The 26,047-nt window shown below is 35.0% G+C and carries 27 protein-coding genes and 1 riboswitch; of the genes, 8 read left to right on the plus strand and 19 right to left on the minus strand.

Annotated elements, in window-relative coordinates:
* Positions 1-81: 81 nt before the first annotated feature.
* The 6 genes from MHB74_RS15995 to rraA form a co-directional block, all read right to left on the minus strand.
* On the minus strand, positions 82-783 hold the full coding sequence (locus MHB74_RS15995) for an ECF transporter S component (protein WP_061679203.1): 702 nt from the start codon (positions 781-783) through the stop codon (positions 82-84).
* Positions 756-2,417 (minus strand): ABC transporter ATP-binding protein, encoded by a 1,662-nt coding sequence (locus tag MHB74_RS16000; RefSeq protein WP_061679202.1) that lies wholly within the window; start codon positions 2,415-2,417, stop codon positions 756-758. The genes MHB74_RS15995 and MHB74_RS16000 overlap by 28 nt, the downstream gene beginning before the upstream one ends.
* Positions 2,390-3,268: an energy-coupling factor transporter transmembrane component T gene (locus MHB74_RS16005; protein WP_061679201.1), complete on the minus strand. Its 879-nt coding sequence runs from the start codon at positions 3,266-3,268 to the stop codon at positions 2,390-2,392. The genes MHB74_RS16000 and MHB74_RS16005 overlap by 28 nt, the downstream gene beginning before the upstream one ends.
* Before the next feature lie 22 nt (positions 3,269-3,290).
* Positions 3,291-4,127, minus strand: a complete 837-nt coding sequence (locus tag MHB74_RS16010; protein ID WP_061679200.1) for a DUF4430 domain-containing protein — start codon at positions 4,125-4,127, stop codon at positions 3,291-3,293.
* Positions 4,128-4,184: 57 nt separating this feature from the next.
* Positions 4,185-5,981 carry a DUF4430 domain-containing protein gene (locus MHB74_RS16015; protein WP_061679199.1) on the minus strand — a complete coding sequence of 599 codons (1,797 nt, stop codon included), beginning with the start codon at positions 5,979-5,981 and terminating at the stop codon, positions 4,185-4,187.
* A gap of 338 nt (positions 5,982-6,319) precedes the next feature.
* The gene (gene rraA / locus MHB74_RS16020; RefSeq protein ID WP_061679198.1) at positions 6,320-6,799 is read right to left on the minus strand and encodes a ribonuclease E activity regulator RraA; all 480 of its coding nucleotides are present in this window, start codon (positions 6,797-6,799) and stop codon (positions 6,320-6,322) included.
* A 200-nt stretch (positions 6,800-6,999) separates the two neighbouring features.
* On the opposite strand from rraA, the gene MHB74_RS16025 reads away from it, so the two are divergent.
* Positions 7,000-8,430, plus strand: coding sequence for a YfcC family protein (locus MHB74_RS16025; protein ID WP_061679197.1), 1,431 nt, complete (start codon positions 7,000-7,002; stop codon positions 8,428-8,430).
* A gap of 147 nt (positions 8,431-8,577) precedes the next feature.
* Here MHB74_RS16025 and MHB74_RS16030 read toward each other — a convergent pair whose 3' ends face one another.
* From MHB74_RS16030 to MHB74_RS16045, 4 genes are all read right to left on the minus strand, one after another.
* The gene (locus MHB74_RS16030) at positions 8,578-9,405 is read right to left on the minus strand and encodes an endonuclease I family protein (protein ID WP_061679196.1); all 828 of its coding nucleotides are present in this window, start codon (positions 9,403-9,405) and stop codon (positions 8,578-8,580) included.
* Positions 9,406-9,874: 469 nt separating this feature from the next.
* A complete protein-coding gene (locus tag MHB74_RS16035; protein ID WP_061679195.1) occupies positions 9,875-10,756 on the minus strand; it encodes a 5'-methylthioadenosine/S-adenosylhomocysteine nucleosidase in 882 nt (293 codons plus the stop codon).
* A gap of 175 nt (positions 10,757-10,931) precedes the next feature.
* Positions 10,932-11,035: riboswitch (purine riboswitch) on the minus strand.
* 237 nt (positions 11,036-11,272) lie between these two features.
* Positions 11,273-12,493: an MFS transporter gene (locus tag MHB74_RS16040; RefSeq protein WP_061679194.1), complete on the minus strand. Its 1,221-nt coding sequence runs from the start codon at positions 12,491-12,493 to the stop codon at positions 11,273-11,275.
* 48 nt (positions 12,494-12,541) lie between these two features.
* Complete coding sequence (locus tag MHB74_RS16045) at positions 12,542-13,117, minus strand: TetR/AcrR family transcriptional regulator (RefSeq protein ID WP_061679193.1); 576 nt, start codon at positions 13,115-13,117, stop codon at positions 12,542-12,544.
* Between the two features lie 216 nt (positions 13,118-13,333).
* On the opposite strand from MHB74_RS16045, the gene MHB74_RS16050 reads away from it, so the two are divergent.
* From MHB74_RS16050 to MHB74_RS16060, 3 genes are all read left to right on the plus strand, one after another.
* Complete coding sequence (locus MHB74_RS16050) at positions 13,334-13,477, plus strand: hypothetical protein (RefSeq protein WP_175562460.1); 144 nt, start codon at positions 13,334-13,336, stop codon at positions 13,475-13,477.
* A gap of 65 nt (positions 13,478-13,542) precedes the next feature.
* Positions 13,543-14,307, plus strand: a complete 765-nt coding sequence (locus MHB74_RS16055; RefSeq protein ID WP_061679192.1) for a MerR family transcriptional regulator — start codon at positions 13,543-13,545, stop codon at positions 14,305-14,307.
* 13 nt (positions 14,308-14,320) lie between these two features.
* Positions 14,321-14,977 (plus strand): GAP family protein, encoded by a 657-nt coding sequence (locus MHB74_RS16060; protein ID WP_061679191.1) that lies wholly within the window; start codon positions 14,321-14,323, stop codon positions 14,975-14,977.
* A 311-nt stretch (positions 14,978-15,288) separates the two neighbouring features.
* On the opposite strand, the gene MHB74_RS16065 is transcribed toward MHB74_RS16060, so the two are convergent.
* From MHB74_RS16065 to MHB74_RS16095, 7 genes are all read right to left on the minus strand, one after another.
* Positions 15,289-16,260 carry an alpha/beta hydrolase family protein gene (locus MHB74_RS16065; RefSeq protein ID WP_061679190.1) on the minus strand — a complete coding sequence of 324 codons (972 nt, stop codon included), beginning with the start codon at positions 16,258-16,260 and terminating at the stop codon, positions 15,289-15,291.
* A gap of 15 nt (positions 16,261-16,275) precedes the next feature.
* Positions 16,276-17,400, minus strand: a complete 1,125-nt coding sequence (locus MHB74_RS16070; protein ID WP_061679189.1) for a helix-turn-helix domain-containing protein — start codon at positions 17,398-17,400, stop codon at positions 16,276-16,278.
* 329 nt (positions 17,401-17,729) lie between these two features.
* Entirely contained in the window at positions 17,730-18,239 is a 510-nt protein-coding gene (locus MHB74_RS16075) for a DUF6141 family protein (protein ID WP_061679188.1), read from the minus strand.
* 25 nt (positions 18,240-18,264) lie between these two features.
* The gene (locus MHB74_RS16080) at positions 18,265-18,447 is read right to left on the minus strand and encodes a hypothetical protein (protein ID WP_000875162.1); all 183 of its coding nucleotides are present in this window, start codon (positions 18,445-18,447) and stop codon (positions 18,265-18,267) included.
* Between the two features lie 269 nt (positions 18,448-18,716).
* Positions 18,717-19,193 carry a Cys-tRNA(Pro) deacylase gene (gene ybaK / locus MHB74_RS16085; protein ID WP_061679187.1) on the minus strand — a complete coding sequence of 159 codons (477 nt, stop codon included), beginning with the start codon at positions 19,191-19,193 and terminating at the stop codon, positions 18,717-18,719.
* 562 nt (positions 19,194-19,755) lie between these two features.
* The gene (locus MHB74_RS16090; RefSeq protein WP_270400964.1) at positions 19,756-21,111 is read right to left on the minus strand and encodes a transposase; all 1,356 of its coding nucleotides are present in this window, start codon (positions 21,109-21,111) and stop codon (positions 19,756-19,758) included.
* Positions 21,104-21,193 carry a hypothetical protein gene (locus MHB74_RS16095; RefSeq protein ID WP_161491756.1) on the minus strand — a complete coding sequence of 30 codons (90 nt, stop codon included), beginning with the start codon at positions 21,191-21,193 and terminating at the stop codon, positions 21,104-21,106. Before MHB74_RS16095 ends, MHB74_RS16090 begins: the two co-directional genes overlap by 8 nt.
* Before the next feature lie 204 nt (positions 21,194-21,397).
* Between MHB74_RS16095 and MHB74_RS16100 the strand changes: the two genes are divergently transcribed.
* Both MHB74_RS16100 and MHB74_RS16105 read left to right on the plus strand, forming a co-directional pair.
* Entirely contained in the window at positions 21,398-22,672 is a 1,275-nt protein-coding gene (locus MHB74_RS16100; protein ID WP_061680284.1) for a histidine--tRNA ligase, read from the plus strand.
* Positions 22,673-22,834: 162 nt separating this feature from the next.
* Positions 22,835-23,146 carry a hypothetical protein gene (locus MHB74_RS16105; protein ID WP_061680285.1) on the plus strand — a complete coding sequence of 104 codons (312 nt, stop codon included), beginning with the start codon at positions 22,835-22,837 and terminating at the stop codon, positions 23,144-23,146.
* Positions 23,147-23,268: 122 nt separating this feature from the next.
* Here the strand turns inward: MHB74_RS16105 and MHB74_RS16110 are convergent, their stop codons facing one another.
* Complete coding sequence (locus tag MHB74_RS16110) at positions 23,269-23,649, minus strand: winged helix-turn-helix transcriptional regulator (RefSeq protein WP_000340656.1); 381 nt, start codon at positions 23,647-23,649, stop codon at positions 23,269-23,271.
* Positions 23,650-23,778: 129 nt separating this feature from the next.
* Between MHB74_RS16110 and MHB74_RS16115 the strand changes: the two genes are divergently transcribed.
* Both MHB74_RS16115 and MHB74_RS16120 read left to right on the plus strand, forming a co-directional pair.
* On the plus strand, positions 23,779-24,462 hold the full coding sequence (locus MHB74_RS16115; protein WP_061680286.1) for an NAD(P)H-dependent oxidoreductase: 684 nt from the start codon (positions 23,779-23,781) through the stop codon (positions 24,460-24,462).
* A 155-nt stretch (positions 24,463-24,617) separates the two neighbouring features.
* A complete protein-coding gene (locus tag MHB74_RS16120; protein ID WP_098375618.1) occupies positions 24,618-24,902 on the plus strand; it encodes a DUF1292 domain-containing protein in 285 nt (94 codons plus the stop codon).
* 47 nt (positions 24,903-24,949) lie between these two features.
* Here MHB74_RS16120 and MHB74_RS16125 read toward each other — a convergent pair whose 3' ends face one another.
* The gene (locus MHB74_RS16125; RefSeq protein ID WP_061680288.1) at positions 24,950-26,008 is read right to left on the minus strand and encodes a pyruvate kinase; all 1,059 of its coding nucleotides are present in this window, start codon (positions 26,006-26,008) and stop codon (positions 24,950-24,952) included.
* Between the last annotated feature and the right edge of the window lie 39 nt (positions 26,009-26,047).

Here is a 26,047-nt window from a genome sequence, read left to right on the forward strand (position 1 = left end):
TGCTCCTTACAATATGTAAGAAGCATGAAAGAGGCAAACGAATATGTAAGTCGCGACCCTACCTTATATGAATATGCTTTTCTATGCCATGTTATGCTTATCTAATATGCCATATTTCTTTTTGAATCTTGTAAGAATCGTAATCCAAGACGTACTAAATAATAGTAAGAAAATAACATTCGAAATCGCATGGCTCAAATCGAAATAAAAACTTGCAATATAATATGAAACGACTGCTTCCCACGTTGCCTCACGTATAAACCCGAGAAGCCCCCATAAGTTCATAATCCAGCCAAATAAAAATCCAACAAACAGTCCGTAGAGTAATCTTCCCCATAGCTTTTTCATTAAAAATGTATTCCGTAATAATCCAGCTATAAAACCAATCATTCCCCACGAAAACATTTGCCACGGCGTCCACGGACCTTGTCCTAAAAAGATGTTAGATACAATCGCAGCTGTTGCACCGATCATAAAACCAGTTTCGCTTCCAAACACGATTGCAGAAACGATAATGACAAAAGAAGTCGGTTGTACACTTGGTAAAAGAGAAAATGGTACGCGGCTAACTGCTGCAATTGCTGCTAACACAGCAACGAGAACAATTTCACGTGAAACAAACGCCTTCCTTTCAAAGCGGATATAAAACGGTAACATAATAACAACTAATAAAAACAAACTACTTAACATGTAATAACCATCCATGATAAGTGTAGTAAAGAGTAATGTGCCTATAATAACTGCAAAAATACATATTATGAATGCAATATATCGTTTGGACACGCTTCGTACACATCCTCCCACGTTAATGCATATGGCAACTCTTTTCGAATGAATCGATTAATAGATGTTGTATAAAAGAAGTTTCCACTAAAAAATTCTTTCGGTGCATCGTTCATAATAACCGCTCCGTCAAATAACATCATACATTGATCAACGTATTTTGCTGCAAACTCAATATCATGCGTTGCCATTACAATAGTTGTACCTTCTTGTTGTAACTTCCTAAATAGCTCTCCTACTCTTTCTTTCTTCCATGGATCTAATCCTTTTGTCGGTTCATCGAGTAATAATAAAGTCGGCTTTGATAATAACGTTGTACATAACGCAAGTAGTTGTTGCTCTCCCCCGCTACAATCATGCGGATGGCGTTCTTTAAGCGAGTACAACCAAAACTGTTTTAGCATATCTTCTGCTATTTCTTTCCCTTGTTCTCCGTATAATTCACATGCACGTTCATACACTTCTTCCCACACTGTATCAAATGTAAAATGATAATATGGATGTTGTGATACATACCCGATTCTTTTAAATCGTTCTTTCGAATCAATTTTATGTATAACTTTCCCATTCCACTTTACTTTCCCTCTTCTCGCTTTTTGCAATCCAGCTAAAATCGTTAACAGTGTAGACTTACCTGTACCATTTTTTCCAACGAGAGCTGCCCATTTTCCTTTTTCAATCGATACGGTTAAATCTCGTAAAATATGCGGACTATTTTTTTCATATTGGAACGAAATATGTTCTGCACTTAAAATGACCTCTCGCTTTTCACTTTGTGCTATTGGCTCATTCACATATGATATCTCAGAAGAATGATTCAGTTGCATTTGCGCTTCTCGCACTGTAAACGGAATATCTCTTGCATTCCACTCTAAAAACAATCTTGGAATTTGCGGAATAAATGGACGGAACTTTTCAACTTCCCACATGTTCGCTACAACCGTTTTAGGATTACCATCATATACGATTTGGCCATTATTCATACAAATAACGCGCGTAGCAAGTGGTATCACTTCATCTAAACGATGTTCACTTAAAACGATCGTAATTCCAAGTTCTTCGTTAATACGTTTTAACAATCCTAAAAACTCTTTCGCAGCAATTGGATCTAACTGCGCCGTCGGTTCATCTAATAATAATAATTTTGGCTGCATAACTAATACCGCAGCTAAATTGACAAGCTGCTTTTGCCCGCCAGATAACGTATGAACAGATTGATGCAATAAATCTTGAAATCCTAAGAAGCTAATAAGCTCTGCTATTCGTTTTTGAATAATATGTGATGGTAATCCAACATTCTCTAAAGAAAATGCTAATTCTTGAATGACCGTATCCATTACGAGCTGATTTTCTGGATTTTGAAATACCATACCAATTTCTTGCGCAGATAATAAATCAGGTACTTCTTCTAATAAAACATCATCATAAAAAATTTCTCCTGAACGTGTACCGATTGGAAGTAACTCCTTTTTAAAATGCTTTAATAAAGTCGTCTTCCCAGAACCTGATCCTCCAGCAAGTGCAATAAACTCTCCTTTTTGAATAGAAAGAGAAATATGCTGTAACGCATATTCGTTTTCATCAGCATATACAAATGATAAATTGTTTATTTCTGCATGCGCCACCATATCCATTCCTTTCCTTCCATTATAATTGGTAGACTAATAAACATCATAAATACTCCGAACATCACTCCATCGTATTGCTGAAATAGAATAGATTCGACTTTCGGATAAATGATTAACTTTCCTCCGCCATACGTACTACATATAATAGCAATGATAAGTAGAATACTTAAATAACTGAGCGTGTACCAGTCGCGTCTTTCCATTCTATACCGAATATATGTCGTACGCTTCGTCACACCAAATCCACGAGCTTGCATAGAATCTGCTGTTTGCAGCGCATCTTCTAACGAACAAATTAATAATACTTGCAGCAATTGCATACCATTTTTCACTCGTTCCACAATTGAGCCTGCATCTACTTGTACACCTTTCGTTTTTTGGACGAGTGTTATTTTCTGTAATCGCCTCATAAACAAAGGAACAAACCTCACTGTAATCATCGTTAACAATGCTACTTTCGGTGAAATTCTAGAAAACAAATATAAAAATTTATGACTCGAAATAATATCATTATACGAAGCAAACGTAAACATAATCGCAACTAGTAATAATCCCATTACTACTCCAAACATAATCGCCTCAAGCTTAATACGACTATCACCTAACCAAAATAACGTAGTTCGACCTCTATGCGTTAATAACGAATTAAATAAAATGACCATAAAAAAGAAAACGATTGTGCTCGGTAACATCTTTCTTATCTTTTCGCTATTCCCTTGCATCACATTGATTATAACGATTAATAGAATTGCCCCAATTAAAAAAAGAGGATGAAGACACATCATACATAGTATCATCACCCCGATATAATAGAAAAAATTCACAAAAGGATGTAAAGAAGAAAAATTTATTTTCATAGTCCTTTACCGAATGCCTTTCTTATTTTAATACATACACCCACTCAATTGTATCTCCTGGTTTAACTGTTACTACACCTGCACTATGGTTTGGAAACGAACCGTTCACACGATATTTCCATCCACTAGTAGCTGTAACATCTTTTTCATATAAATCATTAATCCCTTTTACGTAAATATCACCTTTAGAGCCACTCGCATCCACATCTAATCCGGTACGTTGCAATACTTTATAAACTGTATCGCCTTCTTGTACATCAACCTTTTTCGCACCTAATAAGTATCCTTCATTACCTTTTACTGAGATAGTAACTTGTTTTGCTTGTGGTTTAGGTGGTTCTGGTACTGTATCTGGTTTAGGTGGTACTGGCTTTGGAACGGTCGGAGTCGGTATCGTTTTCTCCTCTTTATTCGGATCAACTTTTTGCTCCTGCTTCGGTGTTTCTTTCGGCTGATTCACAACCTTTGCTTCTTCTTTTACTTCTGGCGTTTTTAGTTGCTCTTGTTGTTTCTCTTCTTGTGCTTTTTGTTGTTCTGGTTGTTTATTAACAGCAGGCTGTTCCTGCGGTTTCTCTTCTTTCTTTACTTCCGGTTGTGCCTGTGGCTTTTCTTCTTTTGGCTTCTCTTCTACTTTTTGTTCTTGCTTCTCTTTCTGCTCTTCTTGCTGCTTTTGCTCTTGTTCAGCCGGTTTTTCTTCCGGCTTTTCTTCCGGTTTCGCTTCTTCTTTTTTCTCTTCTTGTTTTGCTACCTCTTCTTGCTTTGGTTCTACTTTCTTCTCAGGCTTTACAGCTGCCTCTTCACATCCGGCAAGTAGCCCAAGTGAAAGCATGAAAGAAATAAACCACTTCATCTTACTCATGTTGTCTCTCACCTTTCATATTAAAAATTAGGAGCAAATGATTGCTCCTAATTTTTGTTAAGCTGCTTTACGTCTCCATAATACATATGCAGAAGCAATACATAATACACCCATACCTACTTCTGTAGCTGCACTATGAGAAGATGCTCCTGTTTGTGGTAACGTGCTACCGTTTCCGGATTTTTTATTTTTAACTGGTTCGTTATCGACAACAACTTTTAGCGTGTCATCTTTCGTTTCTTCTTGTACTTGTTTTTGTTCTTGTGGTTGTTCAGTAACTTCTTTTTCTACTACAACATTTTCTGAATCCACATTTGGTTTCTTATCGATTTCAGGAACAGATACATTTGACCAGTCATAAATCGATTTCCCAAGGTCTTTAAACTGAAGTAAAGCTAAGAATGCTTGCTCTGTAGCCATTCCGCTACCGTTTTGATCACTTGGTAACCATTTGAATTCACCATTTGGAAGTTGGTATGATAGTAGATTTTGCATTGCCTTATGTAGACGATGTTGATCTGCATCTTTAACAAGTGATAATCCAATAATCGCTTGCGCAGCACTATTAGAATTCTCTTGTCCATCAGCAGAAAAACCACCATTTTCTAGTTGTTCGTTATATAAATAGGCAACAGCTTTTTCTACAGCTGGCTTCACATCCGGTCGATCTTGATAAGGAGCTAATGCTGATAAAACCATACCTGTTACATCAACGCTACTAGCACTGTCTTTACTGCTTGCGCTATCGTAAGTCCAGCCGCCATCTGTATGTTGCGCGTTTAAAAGCGCATCAACTAAAGCAACTCGATTCCATTTTGAATTCACTGGAACTTCATATTTCTTCGTATCAAATGCAAGTAAAGCAAATGTATAACCTGTAACAGAATTTACTTTATCTGATTCGTACAATTTTTGAATTAAATTATGTTCGCCTACCTTTGTAGGGTCTGCATGCATTGCATTCATCATAATAATTGTTCTAGCTAAATCTGTCGCTGAAAAGCGGTTAATGCGTTTTTCTACTTTTTCAGTTACCGACTTAACATAATTTAATTTCGCATCAATTGGAACATTCTTTCCAGAACGTGAAAGACCTAAAGCTACCCAATCACTTTCAATTCCATCTTGTAACATCTTTTCAGACGTCTTAGAGATAGCATCATTTACTTGTTTTGCTGAAATTTGAATGTTCTCTTGCTTTGGTTGTTCTTGTTTTGGATCATCTGTTTTTGGCTCTTCTGGTTTTTCTTGTTTTGGATCATCTGTTTTTGGTTCTTCTGGTTTTTCTTGTTTTGGATCATCCGTTTTTGGTTCTTCTGGTTTTTCTTGTTTTGGATCATCTGTCTTTGGTTCTTCTGGTTTTTCTTGTTTTGGATCATCTGTCTTTGGTTCTTCTACAGTTTTACAAGTACCAAATTTATCTAATGTTTGCTGTAATGTTTCCTGGCTCATATTGCTCCAGTCTGCAACAAAACGAAAGACAACAACATCTCCAGCATTTAATTTATAACTATCTGCTCCAACTTCTGCAGATTTATCATTTACATCATACAACCAGCCACTTGTGTCCCCAGCCATTAAGCCGTCAATGCCTTTAACATACGTTCCAAAAGACATCGTCTCTGCTGTTACTTTGTCCCCCATGACTTTTTGCAGCAAACTTAAAGCTGTTTCCCCATCTGTAATCTGCTCTTCTTTCGGACATAACATAATGCCCTTTTGTGATTCACCAATAATTGCAAGTTTTGCTGTATTTCCTTCAGCAAACGTAATATGTACTGTATTCACAAAAGAAACAAATACAAGTGTAACTGCCATTAACGACGTAAGCAGCCATTTTTTCAACATTGCCATCCCAAAATTTCCTCCCTTACTACTATTTACACAAAAAAAGGCCCTTCAAGGGCGTGCATTTGACACTCTTTTTTTGTAAGTGTCGAACAAACTGTGCAACACCTCCGACCCGCATCATTCGCGGCTATATTTGTATAGGAAAAATAATTTTGTTTATGAACGTATCATTGTGATAACATTCACTTTTCTAGGCACAACTTACTTCCATTTCAGTTATCGTAAAACGATAAACCTATACATTCTGTTAATTTTAAATTTCTGTATTATTTTACTATTGACAAAGAATTTTGTCCATGCTTTATCGGATTTATTTTCTAAGAATAATAACTTACTAACCTTTAACGATGCAAACTCTTTTTACTAATAATGACGCCATCTTCATCCGCATACACATATTCATTCGGTTTCCATTCTACTCGTCCAAATTGCAACGAAATATTCCGCTCTCCTTTTCCCTCTTTTACACTTCTATTTGGCATCGTCCCTAACGCTAAAATACCAATATTAATATTCTTTAGTTCACTAGAATCACGAACATATCCATTTACAATAATCCCTGCCAGCTTTCTTTCCTCCGCAATAGCTGCCAAATTATCGCCCAGTAACGCACAATTCGTGGACGCTCCACCATCAACAACTAATACCGTTCCTTCTGGTAGTGTTTGCAATCCTTCCTTCACTAGTACATTATCATCCTTCACCTTTACCGTTGCAATTTTCCCGTAAAACTGTTCCTTCTTCCCAAACGACCGAAAAGACTGGCGACATATTTGTAATTCCTTTTCAAACTCATCACATAGATCGGTAGTTTTCCACATCTTTTTCCCTCTTTTCCTTATTCTTTCTATATAACATATTCTTTGATTATTTTCGTTTCCCTGTCTAATGTTGCAAGAATTTGTATATGTAAGAAAAGGACAGAAAAACTATTGCCTTAAGAAGCCACCTTTATTATAATCTATTTCACAGATAAATTTCAGAATATTAAAAATTAACCAAGTGAAAAAGGAGGGATTTTATGCAATTACAGACCGAGGTAAAAAAGCAGCCGAGCAAACGAAAATTTAAAATGCCTGACGCGTACGTACTACTATTTTTTATTGCCTTACTTTGTGCAATAGCTACATATTTCGTTCCTGCTGGAGAGTTTAAAAGAGTTACAAATGGTACTGTTACAACGACAATACCAGGAAGTTATCATTCTGTTCCACAATCGCCAGTAGGATTTGTTTCTTTTTTTACCGCTATTGAAAAAGGAATGACGCTTGCTGCTCCTATCATCTTCTTAATTTTATTTACAGGTGGAGCTATTGCCATTCTTGAAAAAACAGGTGCTCTTGACGGTTTAATCTATCATGTGATTAACAAATTTCGTAATCAGCAATTACTTTTCATTTGTATTGTCGCTGCACTCTTTTCTATTCTCGGAACGACTGGCATTATCGTTAACTCAGTTATCGGCTTTATCCCCATCGGCATCATCGTTGCACGCACATTAAAATGGGACGCTATCGTCGGCGTAGCAATTATTTATTTAGGCACTTATGCTGGTTTTAATGCTACTATTTTATCTCCCTCACCTTTAGGCATTTCACAAAAAATCGCAGAACTTCCTATGTTTTCAGGAATTGGTTTACGCACAGCAATCTATATCTCTTTTTTAATTGCCACCATTTTATATATTAATTGGTATGTAAAACGATTAAAAAAATCGAATAAAGGAAGCATACTCGGAGACAACTGGTTTCCAAGTAATGCTCTTTCAAGTGAGAAAGAAACGGAGAAAACTGAAGTTCCTTGGACAATACGTCATAAATTAATTTTACTCGTTTCAGCTTTATCATTAATTGCATTTTTAATAGGTGCTTTCCGTCTACATTGGACAGACGCAGAAATGACCGCTACTTTTATTTTCATAGCAATTACAGCGGGAATAATAGGCGGCATGAAAGCAAACGATATCGCTTCTACTTTTCTAGCAGGCTGCCAAAATCTCATATACGGTGCTTTAATCGTCGGAATGGCTCGTTGTATTTCAGTCATTCTAGAACAAGGCAAATTACTTGATACAATTGTGAATCAGCTCGCACAATCTCTCGAAGGACAAAGCCCTGTATTTGGTGTTATCGGTATGTATGTAAGTAGTGCCGCATTACATTTCCTCATTTCATCCGGGACAGGAGAATCTGTTATTTTCATTCCGATATTAGCTCCACTTGCCGATTTCATGCACATTACACGCCAAGTTACAGTACAAGCTGTGATGCTTGGCGAAGGAGTAGTGAACTGCCTTAATCCAACTTCCGGTGTTTTAATGGGCGTACTCGCAGCGAGCGGCATTTCTTACGGAAAATGGATTCGATTCATGGCTCCACTTGCATTCATTTGGTTTATCATCGGACTTATTTTTCTTATTATTGGCGTGAATATTGAGTGGGGACCGTATTAAAAGACTCATATTATACTTAACTTGATAAAATATATATTCTATTCTCCAATCCAACCCTATAAACATTATTTATTCTAGTATAGATATAAATAGGGATTGATCATAGTGATCAATCCCTTCTCTCAAAGTAAAATACCTTTAGGTATTTTACTTCCAAATTTTATTTACCCATTCCGGATGATCAATAAAAGGATTACGATTATGTTGATATTTCGTAAAAATCACTTCATTACGCTTTCGCTCTAAATCATCTACCGGGTCTTGTTCATTCCATTTTAGTAAAACGGATAGTTTGCCCATGTATGGATCTTTATTGTTATTCACCTTTTCATTTAATTCTAAGTCTATTTCGCCGTTGTCTCCTTCATAACGAACAGCCATGTAAAATAGCATTCTAGCGATATCTCCTTTTACACTATCACGAGGTTCCCAAGAATCACTATCGTATTTACATTCTGTCGCTTCCGAATGATTCACACCACCATTATCAAAATCCAGATTTCCACGTGAACTATTTACAGATACATCCGTCGCTCTTAAATGATGCAAATCTGTTCCAGCTCCTGCAGTCGTTCCAAAATCACCGTGAGATTTTGCCCAAACATGCTCTCGGTTCCAATTATCAACTCCTGAACCATTCGTAAGTTTCCCTTGCGAACGCCCAGTATATAAGAGTATCACATTGTTTTTATTATTTGGATCTTCATCCGTATCTCTTAGCGCTTCCCAAACCGCACTGTATGATAACTTTGTATGATCATCAATAATATTATGAAGTTCCTTCTTTAATTCTAAACCCGTTTTTCCTATTGCATTATTATAATATGTATCGTCATAGCTTTTTACAGTGATCTCTTGTGGTGATGCAGAAGCTACTTCACCGTGTATGATATCTGTGAATGATAGAGATGCCGTACCTAAAATAAAAAATGAAGATAGTGTAACCATAGCAAGCTTTGTATTTCGAAACTTCATATACCCATTTCCCCTTTAAAATATAATTTGAAGCTGTTAACTAAAAAGTGCTTTCTAACCCCCAAAAAACTTTTAGAAAGCCATAGCCATCCTTTTCCTTTTATTTAATACAAAACTCTATTGAGTCTGTATTATTTCCATACTTTTGGTTTATCTACTTCTCAAGGAATATCCTTCTCTAGTAAAGATTATTAAAATATTCTTTACAATTAAAAAGTAGTTTAATGTTAACTCATAAATCCCAATTTTTTTATGCAATTATGCATATTTGATAAATCGACTTTTCCTTTTTCTATAACTGTCTTTATTTTTTATGTAAAACCCTTCTTCCTCTGAAGAATAAGCACAAAAATAGATTGGATACCATGTAAGGCACCAATCTATTTTAATGAAAGGAACTTTGGTAATTCTGAGTTCACAACACATTGTGCAGTAATGATAACATTTTTATGTTGAGACAGAATTACTACTATTTATTTGGCAACGTATCAATATACTTTTTAACTACTTCATATACATATTCTTGATTCGCCGCCGCTGTATTTGGATTGTATTTGCCCCCGTTTGTTTTATTGTTAGATAATACTCGAATCCCTAAAAATGATACGTCATAAGCTTTTGCAATTTGCGCTGCTGCAGCACCTTCCATTTCTTCTACAGATGTACCGTATTTTGTATGGAACCACTTAATTCTATCCACTTCATTATTCCAAAGATCTGCTGAACCTATAGTCCCTTCCACCACTTTACCTTTTGTATATTTATCTTTTACCGCATTAGCTGCTGCAAGTAAATCCTTATCTCCCTCGTAATATCGGATTTTCTCAGCATTTGGATCTTCTCCTGCACTTCCTTCAGAAGCCATTAAGTCCATTGAAATCCATTTTGTCGGTTCAATCCCTTGATTCTCATCCATATTTGTTGTTTTTAATGAACCTATGTTTGCTACTTGTTTTCCTAAAACAATATCAAATACGTTTAAATTTGGATCATGTCCACCTGATGTTCCTTGGTTAATAATCGCCTTAGGCTTATATTTTTCAATAGCCACTGCTGTAGCGGCTGCTGTATTTTCCATTCCTTTACCTGTTTTCGCTACGATTACAGGATAATTGTCGACAGTGCCTTTATAAAATACGAAAGTTCCAGACTTTTCTTCTTTCACATTTTTTAATCTTTTTGCAAACTTCTCAGCCTCTATCGGCATTGGCCCTTGAATTAAGATAGGTTGTTGATTACTTTTTGCCTCTACTACTTGTTTTGGACTTCCATTACACCCCGCAAGTATTGAGAATGACAATACCGTAGTAGTTACTAGCGCCGCACATTTTTTCAGCATATTGTTCTTCATAAATAATCTCCTCTTTCTCTTGTTGTTTTCTATACTCGATGCTTTTGGTCCAAACAAAAAAGTTCTAGAAATTGTAGAAGAATCTCTACTTTCTAGAACTACGGTAGTCAAAGTTAATTGAGCAAAAGATAAAACAAATGCCAAATTATAGATCGGTAGCGCTCATGAAATAGCACGGCCGAATACTTTAACCCGTAGTCCAGTTCTTTCATTGGGAACTAGGTAGAAACGCTCGGACCATATTACCGAGTATATACGAGTGATGATATTCAAAATTATTATATTGGTAATATATCAAACTTTTAGTGTGCACGCAATCTAAATATGAACATTTTAACTAAAAATAATTAAAATGTTCGTTTTTACATGTAAAAAGGATGATATTATTCATTCCCCAGCGGATGATACCACAAAAAAACTTGCAATCAAAAATACTAAACTAATGTGACGATCCCCATGTCCCTCAAAGGTACCCCACATTGGATTTTAACCCTGACTTTTTAGAGAAATGAATAGTCAAGATATGTATTTACTTTTGGTTTCAGATAATTTTTTTGTATTATTTATTATGAAATGAACAAATAAGGCGATTAAAGGAAAAGCTGCTCCAATGAGTAAAGTTACTTCACTATTAAATTTATAGTACGTATAACTTCCAATCCATGAACCAAAGGCTCCTCCCAAAAAGAAAATAGTCATATATAATCCATTCAGTCTATTTCTTATCTTGGGATTCAAACTAAAGATAACTTTTTGACCTAATAATAAATTTCCTGCTACACCAATATCGATGCAAATGCCTGAGATAAGTATTAATATCATACTAAATAGTGAATGATCTTGAACAAAAAATAATAGTGTGATTGATAATAATACAAGCGCCATTGATACATTAGTCATTGTAAAAATATAACCTTTATCTGCTATTTTACCAATAGTAGGAGTTAATAAAGCTCCAGCTATTGCAACAAATCCAAACAAGGCAATTTCATTATTTGAGAAATGTAATGGCTCTGACCTTAATAAAATGGGAATAACTGTCCAATAAAGGCTAAATGTTGCGAATAAGCATGCGTGATAAAAAGCTCTTTGTTGTAACGAAGAAGTATGTAGTAGTAGTTTTACCATAGAAGCTATCAAGTTTGGATATCGCATGTTACTATTCGATATCACTTCATAGTTGGGTAAAAATTTTATAATTAACAGTAAGACAACAACTAAGACTATTAATGAAACAAGGAATACCATTCTCCAGCCGAACCAATCAGCTATTCCGATAGATAATGGGCGAGCAATCATAATCCCAATCAATAAACCACTCATTACTTTCCCCACATATTTACCCGTCTCTTCAATAGGCACAATCCTCATTGTTAGCGGAACTAACATTTGAGCCGCACAGGCTCCAATGCCAATTATAGTTGTTAATAGTAAAAAAATAATTCCATTTGTCGAAATTAGCGTACCAATTAAAGAAAAAATAGTTAGCCCGATAAGAATCCCTATTACTTTCTTACTTTTAAATAAATCTGCCATTGGTACGATAAAAAACAATCCCAATCCATACCCAATTTGCGTTAAAGTAGTAAGCAATCCAGATAAATCAGAAGAGATATCCAAATCCTTTGCAATGAATTGTACAATTGGCTGTGCATAATAAATATTTGCAGCAAGTGAGCCACAACTAATCGCTAAAATAAAGATTAGAAAATTTGTCTTGTTATTCAACTTTATCATTCCTTTCTTTTTTGGAACGTTCATTCCGAAATGTTTAAAAAAGAAAGACTATAGGTCTGCAATAGTCTTATCTACTAGACGATAGGCTAAATTTTTTTCTTTTTTATATTTAGACATTATATTCAGGCTATGATTTAAACTTAATAAAGAATATGCAACTAATTCAGTATCAGCCTCTTGTGAAATTTCTCCTCTCCTTTTTCCTTCTTCGATAACTTGCTTAAATATTTTTTCAAGTTCATTAAAATCATTTATGAGTATTTCTTCTATGGCAGGATCAATTTGTCCAATAAGCAAAGAAGAATTAGTTATAATACAGCCTTCTGGAATTTCATCTGAATAGCATTTTTCAATATGTTGATAAAAAAAGGATGTAAGTGATGCTTTTGTGTTTATACCGCTAAAAAGTAAATTTCTCTTTTGAGAGCCATAGTTTTTATAATGTTCCAAAACTAGTTTAAATAGTGCATCCTTATCTCCAAAACTATCGTAGAGAGTAGAGCGACTTATGCCCATCGTTTCAATAAGATCTGATATATATGTAGCATCATAACCTTTCTCCCAGAATAAATGCATCGCTTTATTTAAAGCATGTTCTTTGTTAAAACGAATCTTTCTACCCAATTAACAACACCCCCTATTATATAATTTAGTATAAATATTTCGGAACGATAAGTCCATAAAAACATTTTGAAACTTAGCCTTCAGTTAAAGAGTTATATAAATTTATTAATAAAACTCAAAAACACTTGAAGTTGACGTTGGGTCATTTTATATACTGTTAAGTAGCTACTATTTAGCAATTTCATAAAAGAAATTAGAAAAATAGGAGGTTTTTAGATGAAACAAGGCGATATTATTATTTATGGATGTGTCATTATAGGTGCAGGAATCGGACTGACATTGGATCATGCATTTCCTGGTGTGCTAATTGGATTAGGAGCAGGCTACTTACTTAAAAATCTTTTTAGTAAAGAAGAATAGATGTGGTATGAAGAAAATAATCGTTAACAATAAAACCTTAACGTTCAGAAAGGTAGGTTTATCAGTTGATACACATTAATAAAGTTGGAGAATTGACTGGTGTTACAGTAAGGACACTGCGTTATTACGATAAAATCGGATTATTAAAACCAGCATCAAAAACAGAAGGTGGCCATCGTTTATATACAAATGAAGAAATAAAAAAACTACAGCAAGTTCAATTTTTAAAAAAAGTTGGATTTCCGTTGCAAGAGATTAAAAATATGCTCGATTTCAATGAATGGGATTGGTCGGATAGTTTACAGAGTCAATTATCTTACGTAATAAAAGAGCAGGAACATTTAAAGAAAATAGAATTATCCTTACGGGAATTGATAAATGGAATTGCGATAGAAGGGGAAGAAAGCTGGATTGCGATTCAGAAGATTATGCAATTATCCAGCAAAGATAAAGATAAAGATATACAACAGTATTATCGCGAATCAATATTTAAAGAAAAAGAAATAAAGCTATTGGAAAAGGTTCCTAAAATGGCAAGTGACTGTCCTGATTCACTTGAATGGATTGCTCTCATCGGCCAGTTAAAGCGTTATATGAAGGATGGCCCAAAAGCAACAAAAGTTCAAAATATCATGAGAAGAATGGAGGAAAAACGCTTAGAAGAATTTGAAGGTGAGGATGAATTTCTAAATAAGCTTTGGGAGATAAGGATGTCTCCAAAACAATCAGAAAAACTTAGTTTATATCCAATTGATCAAGATGTGCTTCAGTTTATGAACGAGGCATATGACATTTTTATGACTGAAAAAAATAATCCTGAGCCGAAATAAGGGAGAACGAGCGATGGGTACAGAACAACTTCTCCTAATAGGCGGATTAGCTATATTGGACACGCTAAGCCCTACTACAATAGGAGTAACAATATATCTACTTTTAACAGATAAAGAGCGTCTTACGAAACGTTTATTTGTTTATTTATTGACGGTAGCTGGATGTTATTTTGCTGTTGGAATTTCACTAATGCTAGGATTAGATTTTTTGTTTGAGATTTTTTCTGGCGTATTTCAAAACCGAATCGTAAGCTGGACGTTCTTTATTATTGGATCCCTATTATTCATCGCAAGCTTTTATATTCCACCAAAGAAACGTTCAAAGCTCTCTTCACCAAAATCAAATAGCATTCTTTCAATAATTGCGCTCGGATTCACTACTACATTAATTGAAGCGGGGACTGCCTTTCCTTATTTTGCAGCAATTGGCATACTAACTACTTCTAATCTATCATGGATAGCATGGTCTTCTATTTTAGCTGGATACAACTTTATCATGGTATTGCCCTCTCTCTTGCTGTTTCTCCTCTATCTCCTATTTGGTCGATGGATGCAAAAACCTCTCGAGAGGCTTCGAATGAAAATCGCTAATTATTCAGGATCAGCTCTGTCATGGATTATGTGTATAGTTGGCCTCCTCCTAATATTAAATAGCCTGGATTATTTATAGGGGGTTATATAATTGTTCTAACTTTATTTTGAGCCTACACCTATATTGATTTAGATAAAAGTTTTGAAGCGGAATATGAATTTATACTTCGAACCTTATATAAACACCCCTATACAAAATTTAGTAGTATATTGAATTGATTAAGAGGATTTACTATAGCAATCTAATAATAAAAGCTTATTATCTTACTATAGAATGTACGGTCAGGGAGATATTCTTGGAACTACTAAAGAACTTATACCTATTATTAATCTAAGCTAATCCGTCTTTTACAGACAGTTACTCTCCTTTCCATCTCCCTCATATTCACTTCATGTTGATGTAGGGCTCTTATGCGAGATAAAACGCGCATCCATCCAATTCACAATTATCCCTTCTAACTCTGGATGAAGCGGCTTATCTGCACCTTCCGCATAAATCTTTTTAAATTGTAACGCTTTAAAATCACCTTCAAAATATTTTAAGGTATGATCCATATTTTTTACTACATATACTTCAGAATCGCCTTGTACATAATCACCAATTCTCTTCGCTTTTTCAGGGTTCGCCTGAAAGTCTTTATCACCAGCAATCGCTAATACTGGGCACGTTACTTTCATTAAATCTTTATAAATATCATGCTGAAAATGCTCTCTATACCATTTTGCGTTCATCGGTTTAAAACCAATTTTAACAATATCTTTTTTTGAGTTTATCATTTTCTCTGTTGCTTTTTGCGCCTGCTTTTCTCCTCGTTTCTCAATATTGAGAAGACGCATTAACTTTCCTTTTATTCCTTTTTGTTCTTTTAACTCCTTATAAATAATCTCTCTTTGTCTTTTCGTAGCTTCTTCTAACGATTCCGCAGCTCCTGTAAGAAGTATGAGTCCATTAACTGGTGTTCTTGCGTTTACTACAGTTGCTAACATACACCCTTCACTATGACCCACTAAAATGATATTTTCCGGATCAACAAATGGTTGTTCTTTCAAATACGTAATCGTAGCCTCTATATCACTAACTAAATCCCACATTCCAGTCTTCTGAAATTCCCCTCCACTCTTTCCTACCCCGCGCTTATCAAAGCGGAGCGTTACTACTCCAAGTCTCGCTATTACATGTGCTAAATCTTTGTAAATATTCGACGCAAGCTTTAACGGTACGATCATTCCATCACGATCAATTTCTCCAGATCCAGCGATAATGACAACAGCAGCATACTTCCCATCAGCTTTCGGTTTCGTAATCGTACCGCGCAAAGTAAATTCACTATTTATCACTACCTCATATTCATCAAAGGCCATAATTTTGTCCTCCCTCTATTCTTTTATATCCAATTTAAATTTCAAACTCGCTATTATATTTTTGTACTCTCTTACATCTTTCATCGGAGCAAAAACTGGATTCTCTGCAATACTTTTTAACATGCTCCGCTTTATAATCTCTTCATTTCTAACCGTTTTAGCACCGAGTGGAAATTCTGCAAACCATCCATCAATCGCATCAAAATAGGAATCGCCGTGTAAATGCAGACTATTTACTGTGAAACTAGCTGCACAAACTGTTGCGTATTTCTGCAACATTTCTAATGTTCTTTCAAAATTCCCTTGCATACAATATACTTGTGCAGCAGCATAGTATACTTTTAAAGTCATATTGGGATGTAATGTTTCTATTTCATATATATCTATTAACATGAAAGCTCTATTTAAAATTAACTCTACCTTTTCAGCGTTTGAAGCATTTACTACTACATAATTCGGTATTGTTGCAACGAGTTGTATTAAATGTTGATACATACTAATCTGCATAATTTCATTCGCCTTTTCAGTATTTCCAAGCATTTGATACGCCTGTGCGATTAGATCTTCCGCTGGGACGTTAGGACGTATCGTTTCGCCAAGTAATTGAAGCACCTCATTTGGTCTATTGAGTATAAGATAGCAAGTTGCTTGAAACGATACCGCCTCTTTCACAAGAGAAACATCGTCACTTTCTCCCTGCACCCTGCTAAAAAGAGACATTGCCTCTTCTAAAATTTCAATTCTTTTATCCGTATCCTCTGTTAACATATGGTGGTTTATAAAAAGTAGTCCCATTTGAAGTAATAACGGAAAACAAGAATAATATTTTTTAATCATTTCTCTGCACTCTATCATTACTTTATCAAACGGTTCTTCACTAAAAGCTTCCGCTAGTCGATGATATAAATTTTTAATATCTTCCTGTTTCATTTGCGGTGTATAACAGATTAGTTCATCTATACTTATGTTAAAGTACGATGCTAACAATGGTAAAAATGTAATATCCGGATAACTCTGCCCTGTCTCCCACTTAGAAACAGACGCCTTCGTAATACCGATATACGCCGATAACTCTTCCTGTGTAATTCCCTTTTGTTTTCTCTTATCCGCAATAATTTTATGAATGTTTATCTCCTTCACATCATCACCTCATACTTTTATTATATGCTTTTATTTCACACAAAATATGGATTTAAAGTCGACTTTCGTTAACAAAATCAACTGTTAGGAAACATCTCTTTAAAATTAAAGGCAGGAACATATTTGATATGTTCCTGCCTTTTTATTGTGGGGTACCGGTACGTGGTCATCTAGCTAAGATTTTGAAGTGCTTTAAAATCAAACATTTCATCTCACCACAGATTTTTTACATAATTTTCAATATAGGAAGTAAATTTAAGTTCTTTTTAAAGTAGGTATACCTAGTAGAAATTGTTGAATTGTGCCCGTTTGTTAAAGTTTAATTTTCATTATACTTTTTGTACTGAGTCCAGTGCTTTTTTTAATTCGCCTGATTTTTGAGTGCCGATTACTACTGTGTTATATTGCAACTTTAACTCTATTCCTTTATTTCCATTCATGTTATAGGCTTTTTCGTTCTTAAGGTTAAAACGAATTCCCCATCCTCCAAATCGTTTTATTGGACTGTAAGTAATGCATTCATAATGATGTATATCTTTGAAAAAGTACTGCTTATATTGAAAATGAAAAGGAACAAAGCGGACATAAAGACCTTTTTCACGGACCTCAATGATCAGTTTCAATACTCCAAGCATTAATACAGGAAAGGCAATCCCGAACAACAACCACATAACAATTAAGACACCATTAGGAGCTGGTTTATCTCCAAACGGGATATCAAGAATTATTTGTTGAATAAATCCATACCACATCAGCATGGAGATCCCTAATATGAGTATCCATACCCAAATTGGGGATCGCTGAACCTCACGAAAGATAACTTGTTCTTGTTGTTTCATTAATGATTATAACCTCCTAAAAGGTTTATTTTTTCTCACTCATTTTAAGCCGTTTTGCACTTCCAAAAAATGCGCTCCCAATTATGAATATAACGGAAGAAAGATACATTGTTATCCCTGAGTATTTATTATCAAAAATTGTGAAATTAAGTAAATTAATGAACATCATCAATATAAGTGATATGTACAATCCATTAATATATTTCATTTATCCCCCCCCTTTACTTTTTGAAACCCCCTATATGATAAATAGTGGTTTCTAAAGGTATTATTCAGAATGACCTTTTCCCTATTTTACCATTTTATAGAGTTGATATGTTGTTTGTTTTCGGTTGAATATTGTATACACACCCGGTTAACATAACGTCTCATTATCAGTAGCAAGAAAAAAGGATAATCCGTCCTCATAATGGACTAATTATCCTATAAATCTTTATCTAAATTTAATAAAACAAGAACTTCTTTTCCTATGTATATTTACTTCGTTATTTCACCAAACTGTGCTCTCGTCACTTTCGCTAAGCCATCCACTTTCAGCTCAATTTGTATACCAATTTTCCCGCCGCTTACTATGATCGTTTCAAGCGATTGAGCACTCTCATCAATGCATGTTGAAAATAACTTCTTCATTCCGACTGGTGAGCAACCACCGCGAATGTATCCTGATACTTTCGTAATATCTTTTACAGGAATCATTTCAATCTTCTTTTCACTAACCGCTTTTGCAGCAGCTTTTAAATTTAGTTCTTCATCTACTGGAATGATAAACACATGATAATTTTTACTATTCCCTTGAGCGATTAACGTTTTATATACTTCTCTCACTTCTCGTCCAATTTTCTCAGCTACTGATACACCATCAATTTTTCCGTCTTCCGGATCATATGACATCATCGAATATTCGATCTTTTCTTTATCTAATATTCGCATCGCATTTGTTTTATCTTTTTTCATAGTGATCTCCTTAAAAGGTTATTTCATATTATTAAGTTTTATTATACACTCTTTTCCATTTCTCCTACATAACTTCACGTATATTTCAAAACTAAAAATATCGATAATTCAAAAATCACCTGATATAATTTGGAAAAACTTATGTTAAGGAGAGATTCGTCATGCGAAATATTAATACTTCTTTCCAACTTCATCATCATACGTAACGCCGTGTATCCGAAGAAAAATTTTTCTTCGTGGGTACAGGGCTTTTCCTGTTGACCCACGAAGCGTTCGTCAACTACCCCCACTGAGATGAATCGTTTCAGTGGGGGCTTGAGTTCGAACGCTAGGTCTTTTCGTCTATCTCTAGACAGTTGACGCTCTAGCATCCATGCCACCTTCCGGTAACACCCCAAGTATGTTTTTGGTTGGTACTGGCAACGAACGATTGTTTTCCCACTTGCACCACCCTTTCGAAAAAGAGCAGTTCTTCCTTGTGGAAGAAGCCACCACTCAGATGAATCCGGCGTGTGCTACAAGCCCCGACAAGTCGCGTACACATGGATGGTTGACGCACCCACTAAGCTATGCGCGAAGCAACAGCCTTACGTTTTTGCACTTCTAATAGAATCGGCGTTTTTACTTTAAGATTTTCATCCAATTGTACCACTCTTGATTTTTCCAACGTATTCAGTGCACCATTAATATCAGCATGGATACATGTTCCTGCTTTACTTTGGTACAGACCACGAGTCATTCGTTTGCCACTAAAGTAATAATGGGTCCTATCATCCTTAGACCAAACTGGAACCGGATCTTTATCCAGAAAACTAGCTTTTGAAGTATAGCTTTCTTCTTGTTTTAAAAATCGGATGCCTTCTTTTACACATTTATTCTCAATTGCCACAATCAGTTTATGAAATGGGATTTGAACAAATTGTTGATTATTCTTTTTCCCCATACCAGATTTTTGTTTCCAACCAGCGTTATACCCTACGACAACCGTATCAATGTTAAATACTTTCATCTTTTTGAACAACAGGCCTACAGTTTGTGAAATGTAACCATTTATTTGTCGTTCTCGTTTATGCCAAAGTGTAGCCATTTTGTTCGTTACAACGCGTTTTGAAATTCCATTTTCTATATTTTTTTGCTGTAAATTACGTATCTTTTTGTTGAAGTACTGGTTAATAGATTTTAATTTCTTCCCATCCATTAAAAATGCATCACCTGTATTCGTTACGCAACTTACTAATCTATCTACACCTAAATCGCAACTCAAAGCATTACTCGTGGTCGTAGATTGTTTCTTCATTTGAGATACGTGCATTTCATATGTGTAATGCACCTCAAAGAACCGACCTTTTTGCTTCGGTACAATCTCAATGTAGGAGATTTTTTTATTTCTTAAGTTCTTTGGCATACGTATTTTAATGGAACCGAATTTTTTTCTGAATGCAACATTCATTGGGATTATCCAATACCCGTTATCATCCACTTTTGGAACTTGATAGATTTCAATAATTCGTTTGTCAGTCGAACGAGAATAATTCGGAAACTTAGGACGACCTGTGAAGGTTTCAGGTTTTTTCTTCCATTGTTCCAATGCCTTAAAAAAGCTTTTTACTTCTGTAAATAAGGCTCTACGAATAGCCTGCACAGAGTTTGATTGCATGCCCCAGTAGTTCATATCGGCTTGCATAGCAGTGTCCACTTCTTTTACAGTAGCTATATTGTTATGATTCAAGTAACTTTGTTTAATCGTATACAATCCAACATTTCGCAACGCTTTGGAACTATGTGACATACGTTGCAGTAAGCGGAATTCTTTAGCCGTGAGACAAGCTCGTCCGATATTTTGTTTCTGCGTGAATCGTTGCATAGTTTCTCTTTTCTTTTGTTTACGTAATACTTTCACTGCTTTCTTTCTAGCCATTGTTTTCACCACCTTTCTTAGAGAGTTCATTAAAATTATTAATTACTTTTGACAAATCAATACTTGGAACGAAACGGAACAAAATATGAATATGGTCTTCAGCGTAATTCCTTTTGGTTCAAGTAACTGAATGATGATTATTATCCAATTTCGTTATCTTAAGATATATTCCCTCCTTATTTCCGACATATCGTAAGACAAAAGAAACACATATTCTCCCTTGGAAAATTGTTATGGACGAAACCAAAGAGTTCAGCCTTATTGACTGACGGCAATTCATCTCCACCTGAATTGTTGGGTTTCACCCGTAACACAAATCAGATGGAGTCTTCTTGCCGAAAAGGATAAAATTAAAAGAGCTTGTGAAGACACGTTCGAACGATACGGATGTAAACCGTTAGAAACACCAACGTTAAATATGTATGAGCTTATGTCTTACAAGTACGGCGGTGGCGATGAAATTTTAAAAGAAATATATACGCTTAAAGATCAAGGAAAACGCGACCTTGCCTTACGCTACGATTTAACAATTCCATTCGCAAAAGTCGTGGCAATGAATCCGAGCATCCGCTTTCCTTTTAAACGGTATGAAATTGGAAAAGTCTTTCGAGATGGGCCAATTAAACAAGGAAGATTTCGTGAGTTCATACAATGTGACGTTGATATCGTTGGTGTAGAATCAGTCATGGCAGAAGCCGAACTTATGAGCATGGCGTTTGAACTGTTCCGAACGTTAAACTTAGAAGTAACGATCCAATATAATAACCGAAAATTATTAAATGGTATTCTCCAGTCTATTAACATCCCTACTGAACGAACGAGTGACGTCATTTTATCATTAGACAAAATCGAAAAAATTGGGATTGATGGTGTACGAAAAGATGTATTAGAGCGCGGAATTACTGAAGAAATGGCTGATACGATATGTAATACCGTTTTATCTTGTCTAAAGCTTTCAATTGCTGACTTTACAGAAGCTTTCAATACTCCACTCGTTGCCGAAGGAGTAAACGAATTACAACAATTACAGCAATATTTAATCGCCCTTGGAATAAATGAGAATGCTATATTCAATCCATTTTTAGCACGAGGACTTACAATGTATACAGGTACCGTGTATGAAATCTTTTTAAAAGATGGATCGATTACATCCAGCATCGGTAGTGGCGGTCGATACGATAATATTATTGGAGCATTCCGTGGTGATGATATGAGCTATCCAACAGTCGGTATTTCATTCGGTTTAGACGTTATTTATACAGCACTATCACAGAAAGAAACAATATCATCTACAGCGGATGTATTTATCATCCCACTCGGGACAGAATTACAATGCTTACAAATCGCCCAGCAATTACGTGCTACCACTTCCCTAAAAGTCGAACTCGAACTAGCAGGACGCAAATTAAAACGTGCCCTTAATTATGCAAATAAAGAGAATATCCCTTATGTGCTTATTATTGGGGACGAAGAACTTAGTACAGAAACCGTTATGCTGCGGAATATGAAGGAAGGTAGTGAAGTGAAGGTTCCCCTTTCTTCTTTAAGTAGTTATTTATAATACGAACCACCCTCGTTTGGGTGGTTTTTCTATTTAATAGATAACGAAACAATTAGTTAACATAAAATAATTATATTCTACTAAAAACCACAAGTATTTAATATCCAATCACCTATCAATTTTGGTAATATATAGATATGAATAATTTTAGGAGGATTTACTTTGAAAACTTACATACAAGCACTAAAGTGGACCACAGGGATCTATCATCTTTTATTGATTCCTTTTTGTTTTTTATTTCTAAGTCGTGTTAACCTTTATGGGATACCTTTACTACTATTAATCGCTTTACATATCACTACTATTTTATTATCTAAAAAAGAAGGCATGAATACGTATCCTCATTCTATCGGTATTATCGTTACCCTATTTGCCTTCTTTCCTTATATAGAACTGGTTCTACATTTTATAGCAGCCGTTTTCCTTTTATTAGATGCTGCTTCTACTACTAAAAAGGAAGTTTTTGATTCATAGCAAAATCAATAGTACATCCCAAGAATAGATTCTCATGCATTTTAATTACAACCAAAATTTTAGAAAGTAAAAAAATAAAAGGTGTCTTCACATATGGAAAACACCTTTTATTTCTACAACTCTTAACTATTATTTTTTGTATTTCTACTCTCCAAAACTTTCTCCATATTATGAGTTGCCCATTCCATCATTAATAAAATCATTGGACGTAGTGATTCACCAAGCTCAGTTAACGAATATTCTACTTTCGGAGGAACTTCACGGTATACTTCACGATGTATGATGCCGTCTGCTTCAAGTTCTCTCAGCTGCAGTGTTAACATTCGTTGTGTGATATTAGGTTTTAATCTTTTTAATTCATTAAACCTCTTTGTACCATCTAATAAATGATACAAAATAACCCCTTTCCATTTCCCACCAATAACCTCAACCATAGCTTCAACTGGACAAGAATATTTATTTAAAAATGGGTAATTTATATTATTTTCATTCGAACAATCCATCATAAATCCCTTCCCTTACCAATAGTATCTTTTTTGATACTATAACACATAAATGTGCGTACTTGTATCTATGTTACTTTAAAAATATAATTTACTTACAAAAATAAATTAATGAAAAGAGGTACTTTTATGACAAATACAAAACAAATTACAAAAGAAAAAATTATGGAGGCTTTCCATTTCAGACATGCATGTAAAGATTTCGATCCTATGCACAAAATTTCAGAAGAAGATTTTCATTTCATTTTAGAAACAGGCAGATTATCTCCTTCTTCTTTTGGTTATGAACCATGGAAATTTATTGTCGTACAAAATAAAGAATTAAGAGAAAAACTACAACCGTATTCATGGGGCGCTGGTGGGCAACTTGCAACAGCTAGTCACTTTGTTATTGTTCTTTCAAGAAATATTAAAGATATGCATTATGATGCAGAGTATATTAAATATATGATGAACGATATTATTGGATTACCTGAAGACACTCAAAAAATTAGATATGAATTCTTCAAAAAGTTCCAGGAAACAGATTTTAACTTATTACAATCCGATCGTGCTGTATTTGATTGGTCATCTAAACAATCTTATATTGCTTTAGGGAATATGATGACGAGTGCAGCTCAAATTGGCATTGATTCTTGTCCAATAGAAGGATTTGATAAAGAGAAAATAGATTCTTTACTTCGTCAAGAAGGCATTATAAAAGACGATAATCTTGAAGTGTCTGTTATGGTTGCCTTTGGTTACCGTAAAGAAGATCCAAAGCGTGATAAAACAAGACAGACAATGGATACAATTGTTGAATGGATTAAGTAATATAGCACTCACAAATGAAACTCCTTCTAGCTAAATACTTATTCTATTGAAGACTCAGTTGTTTTTCTAATGTATGAAATTGATTTTTCATGGAAAGATATGTTAGTATGTATACAGTTTGAGCGCTCTATTTTTTAGAGTCGAACAGGAGGAGAATGGATATGTCTGATATTGAAGTTGGCGAAGTGTTTACACTTAGTGATGAGAATAATGAGGATCAGGAAGTAGAAGTACTAGGAGCAATGGATGTCGAAGGCGCAGAATATATTGCAGTTGCCTTCGTAGAAGATATTCAAACAGATTCTGAGGAAGACATTGATATTTTCTTTTTAAAAGTAGAAGAAGATAATGAGTTTTCATACATTGAAAATGATGAAGAGTTTGACAAAGTATCTGCTGCTTTTGATAAAATTTTGGACGAGCAAGAGCAAGAAGAATAGGAATGAAAAACACGAGGGCGGATGCTTATCCGCCCTCTTTTTATTTATCACTCATCTAGAGACTCATGCAGCAATTCCAGTACATCTTTCATCACAAAAGGACCGTCTTTTTTCACATGCTCAGCGAATTCAGAAACGAGACGTAATGTTTTTACACTTTCAATTGGATGCTCGCCTGACGCACTTTCAGCAGAAAGCATAACAGCATTCGTTCCGTCCAGCACAGCTTGAAACACATCAGTTACCTCAGCCCTTGTTGGAATAGAATGATCTACCATTGATTGAAGCATTTGTGTCGCTGTAATAACATATGTATTCGTTCGATTACATTCCTGAATCATCATTTTCTGCAAGAGCGGAATAAATTGATACGGCAACTCTACTCCTAAATCGCCCCTTGCAATCATAATTCCATCTGCTTCTTTACATATATCTTGAAAATTCTCGATTGCTTCCATCGTTTCTATTTTGGCAATTATATTAGGTGATGTTTCTTTATATTGCTGTATATAATCTCGTATTTCTTTTATATGACTAGGTTTTCTTACGAAAGAACACGCGATAAAATCAACATCCTCTTCTAACAGAAACTGAATGTCTTTTTTATCTTTCTCTGTAATAGCTGGTAAACTAACGATTGCCCCTGGTAAGTTCACCCCTTTATGAGATGAGATATTACCACCTGTTTTCACCTTTGTTTCTATTTTATCCGCACTTACCGTTTCAACGATTAACTCAACTTCGCCATCATTAATTAAAATTCTACTTCCAACTTTCACGTCATTCACAATTCCTTCATAATCAACACTTGCTTCTTTATTGCTCCCTGTAACTGGTTGTGTATGTAAAATAAAAGAAACTCCCGCCTGAAGTGTAATTTGTTCTCCTTTTACTTCACCTAACCTTATTTTAGGACCTTGTACATCGCCTAAAATTTTAATAGAATCGTCTAGCGATTTGACTAAACGAATAATATCTTTATGACTTTCATGCGTGCCATGTGATAAATTCAATCGTACTATTTTCATACCATTGCTTATTAACTGCGCTAACGTTTCTTTATTATTACTTGCTGGCCCAATTGTACAAACTCGATCGATTGTCATTTTTATCACTATCCTTTTTCGTTAGGATTCCCACTAAAA

The organism is Bacillus sp. FSL K6-0069, assembly GCF_038007785.1.
GTDB lineage: Bacteria > Bacillota > Bacilli > Bacillales > Bacillaceae_G > Bacillus_A > Bacillus_A mobilis.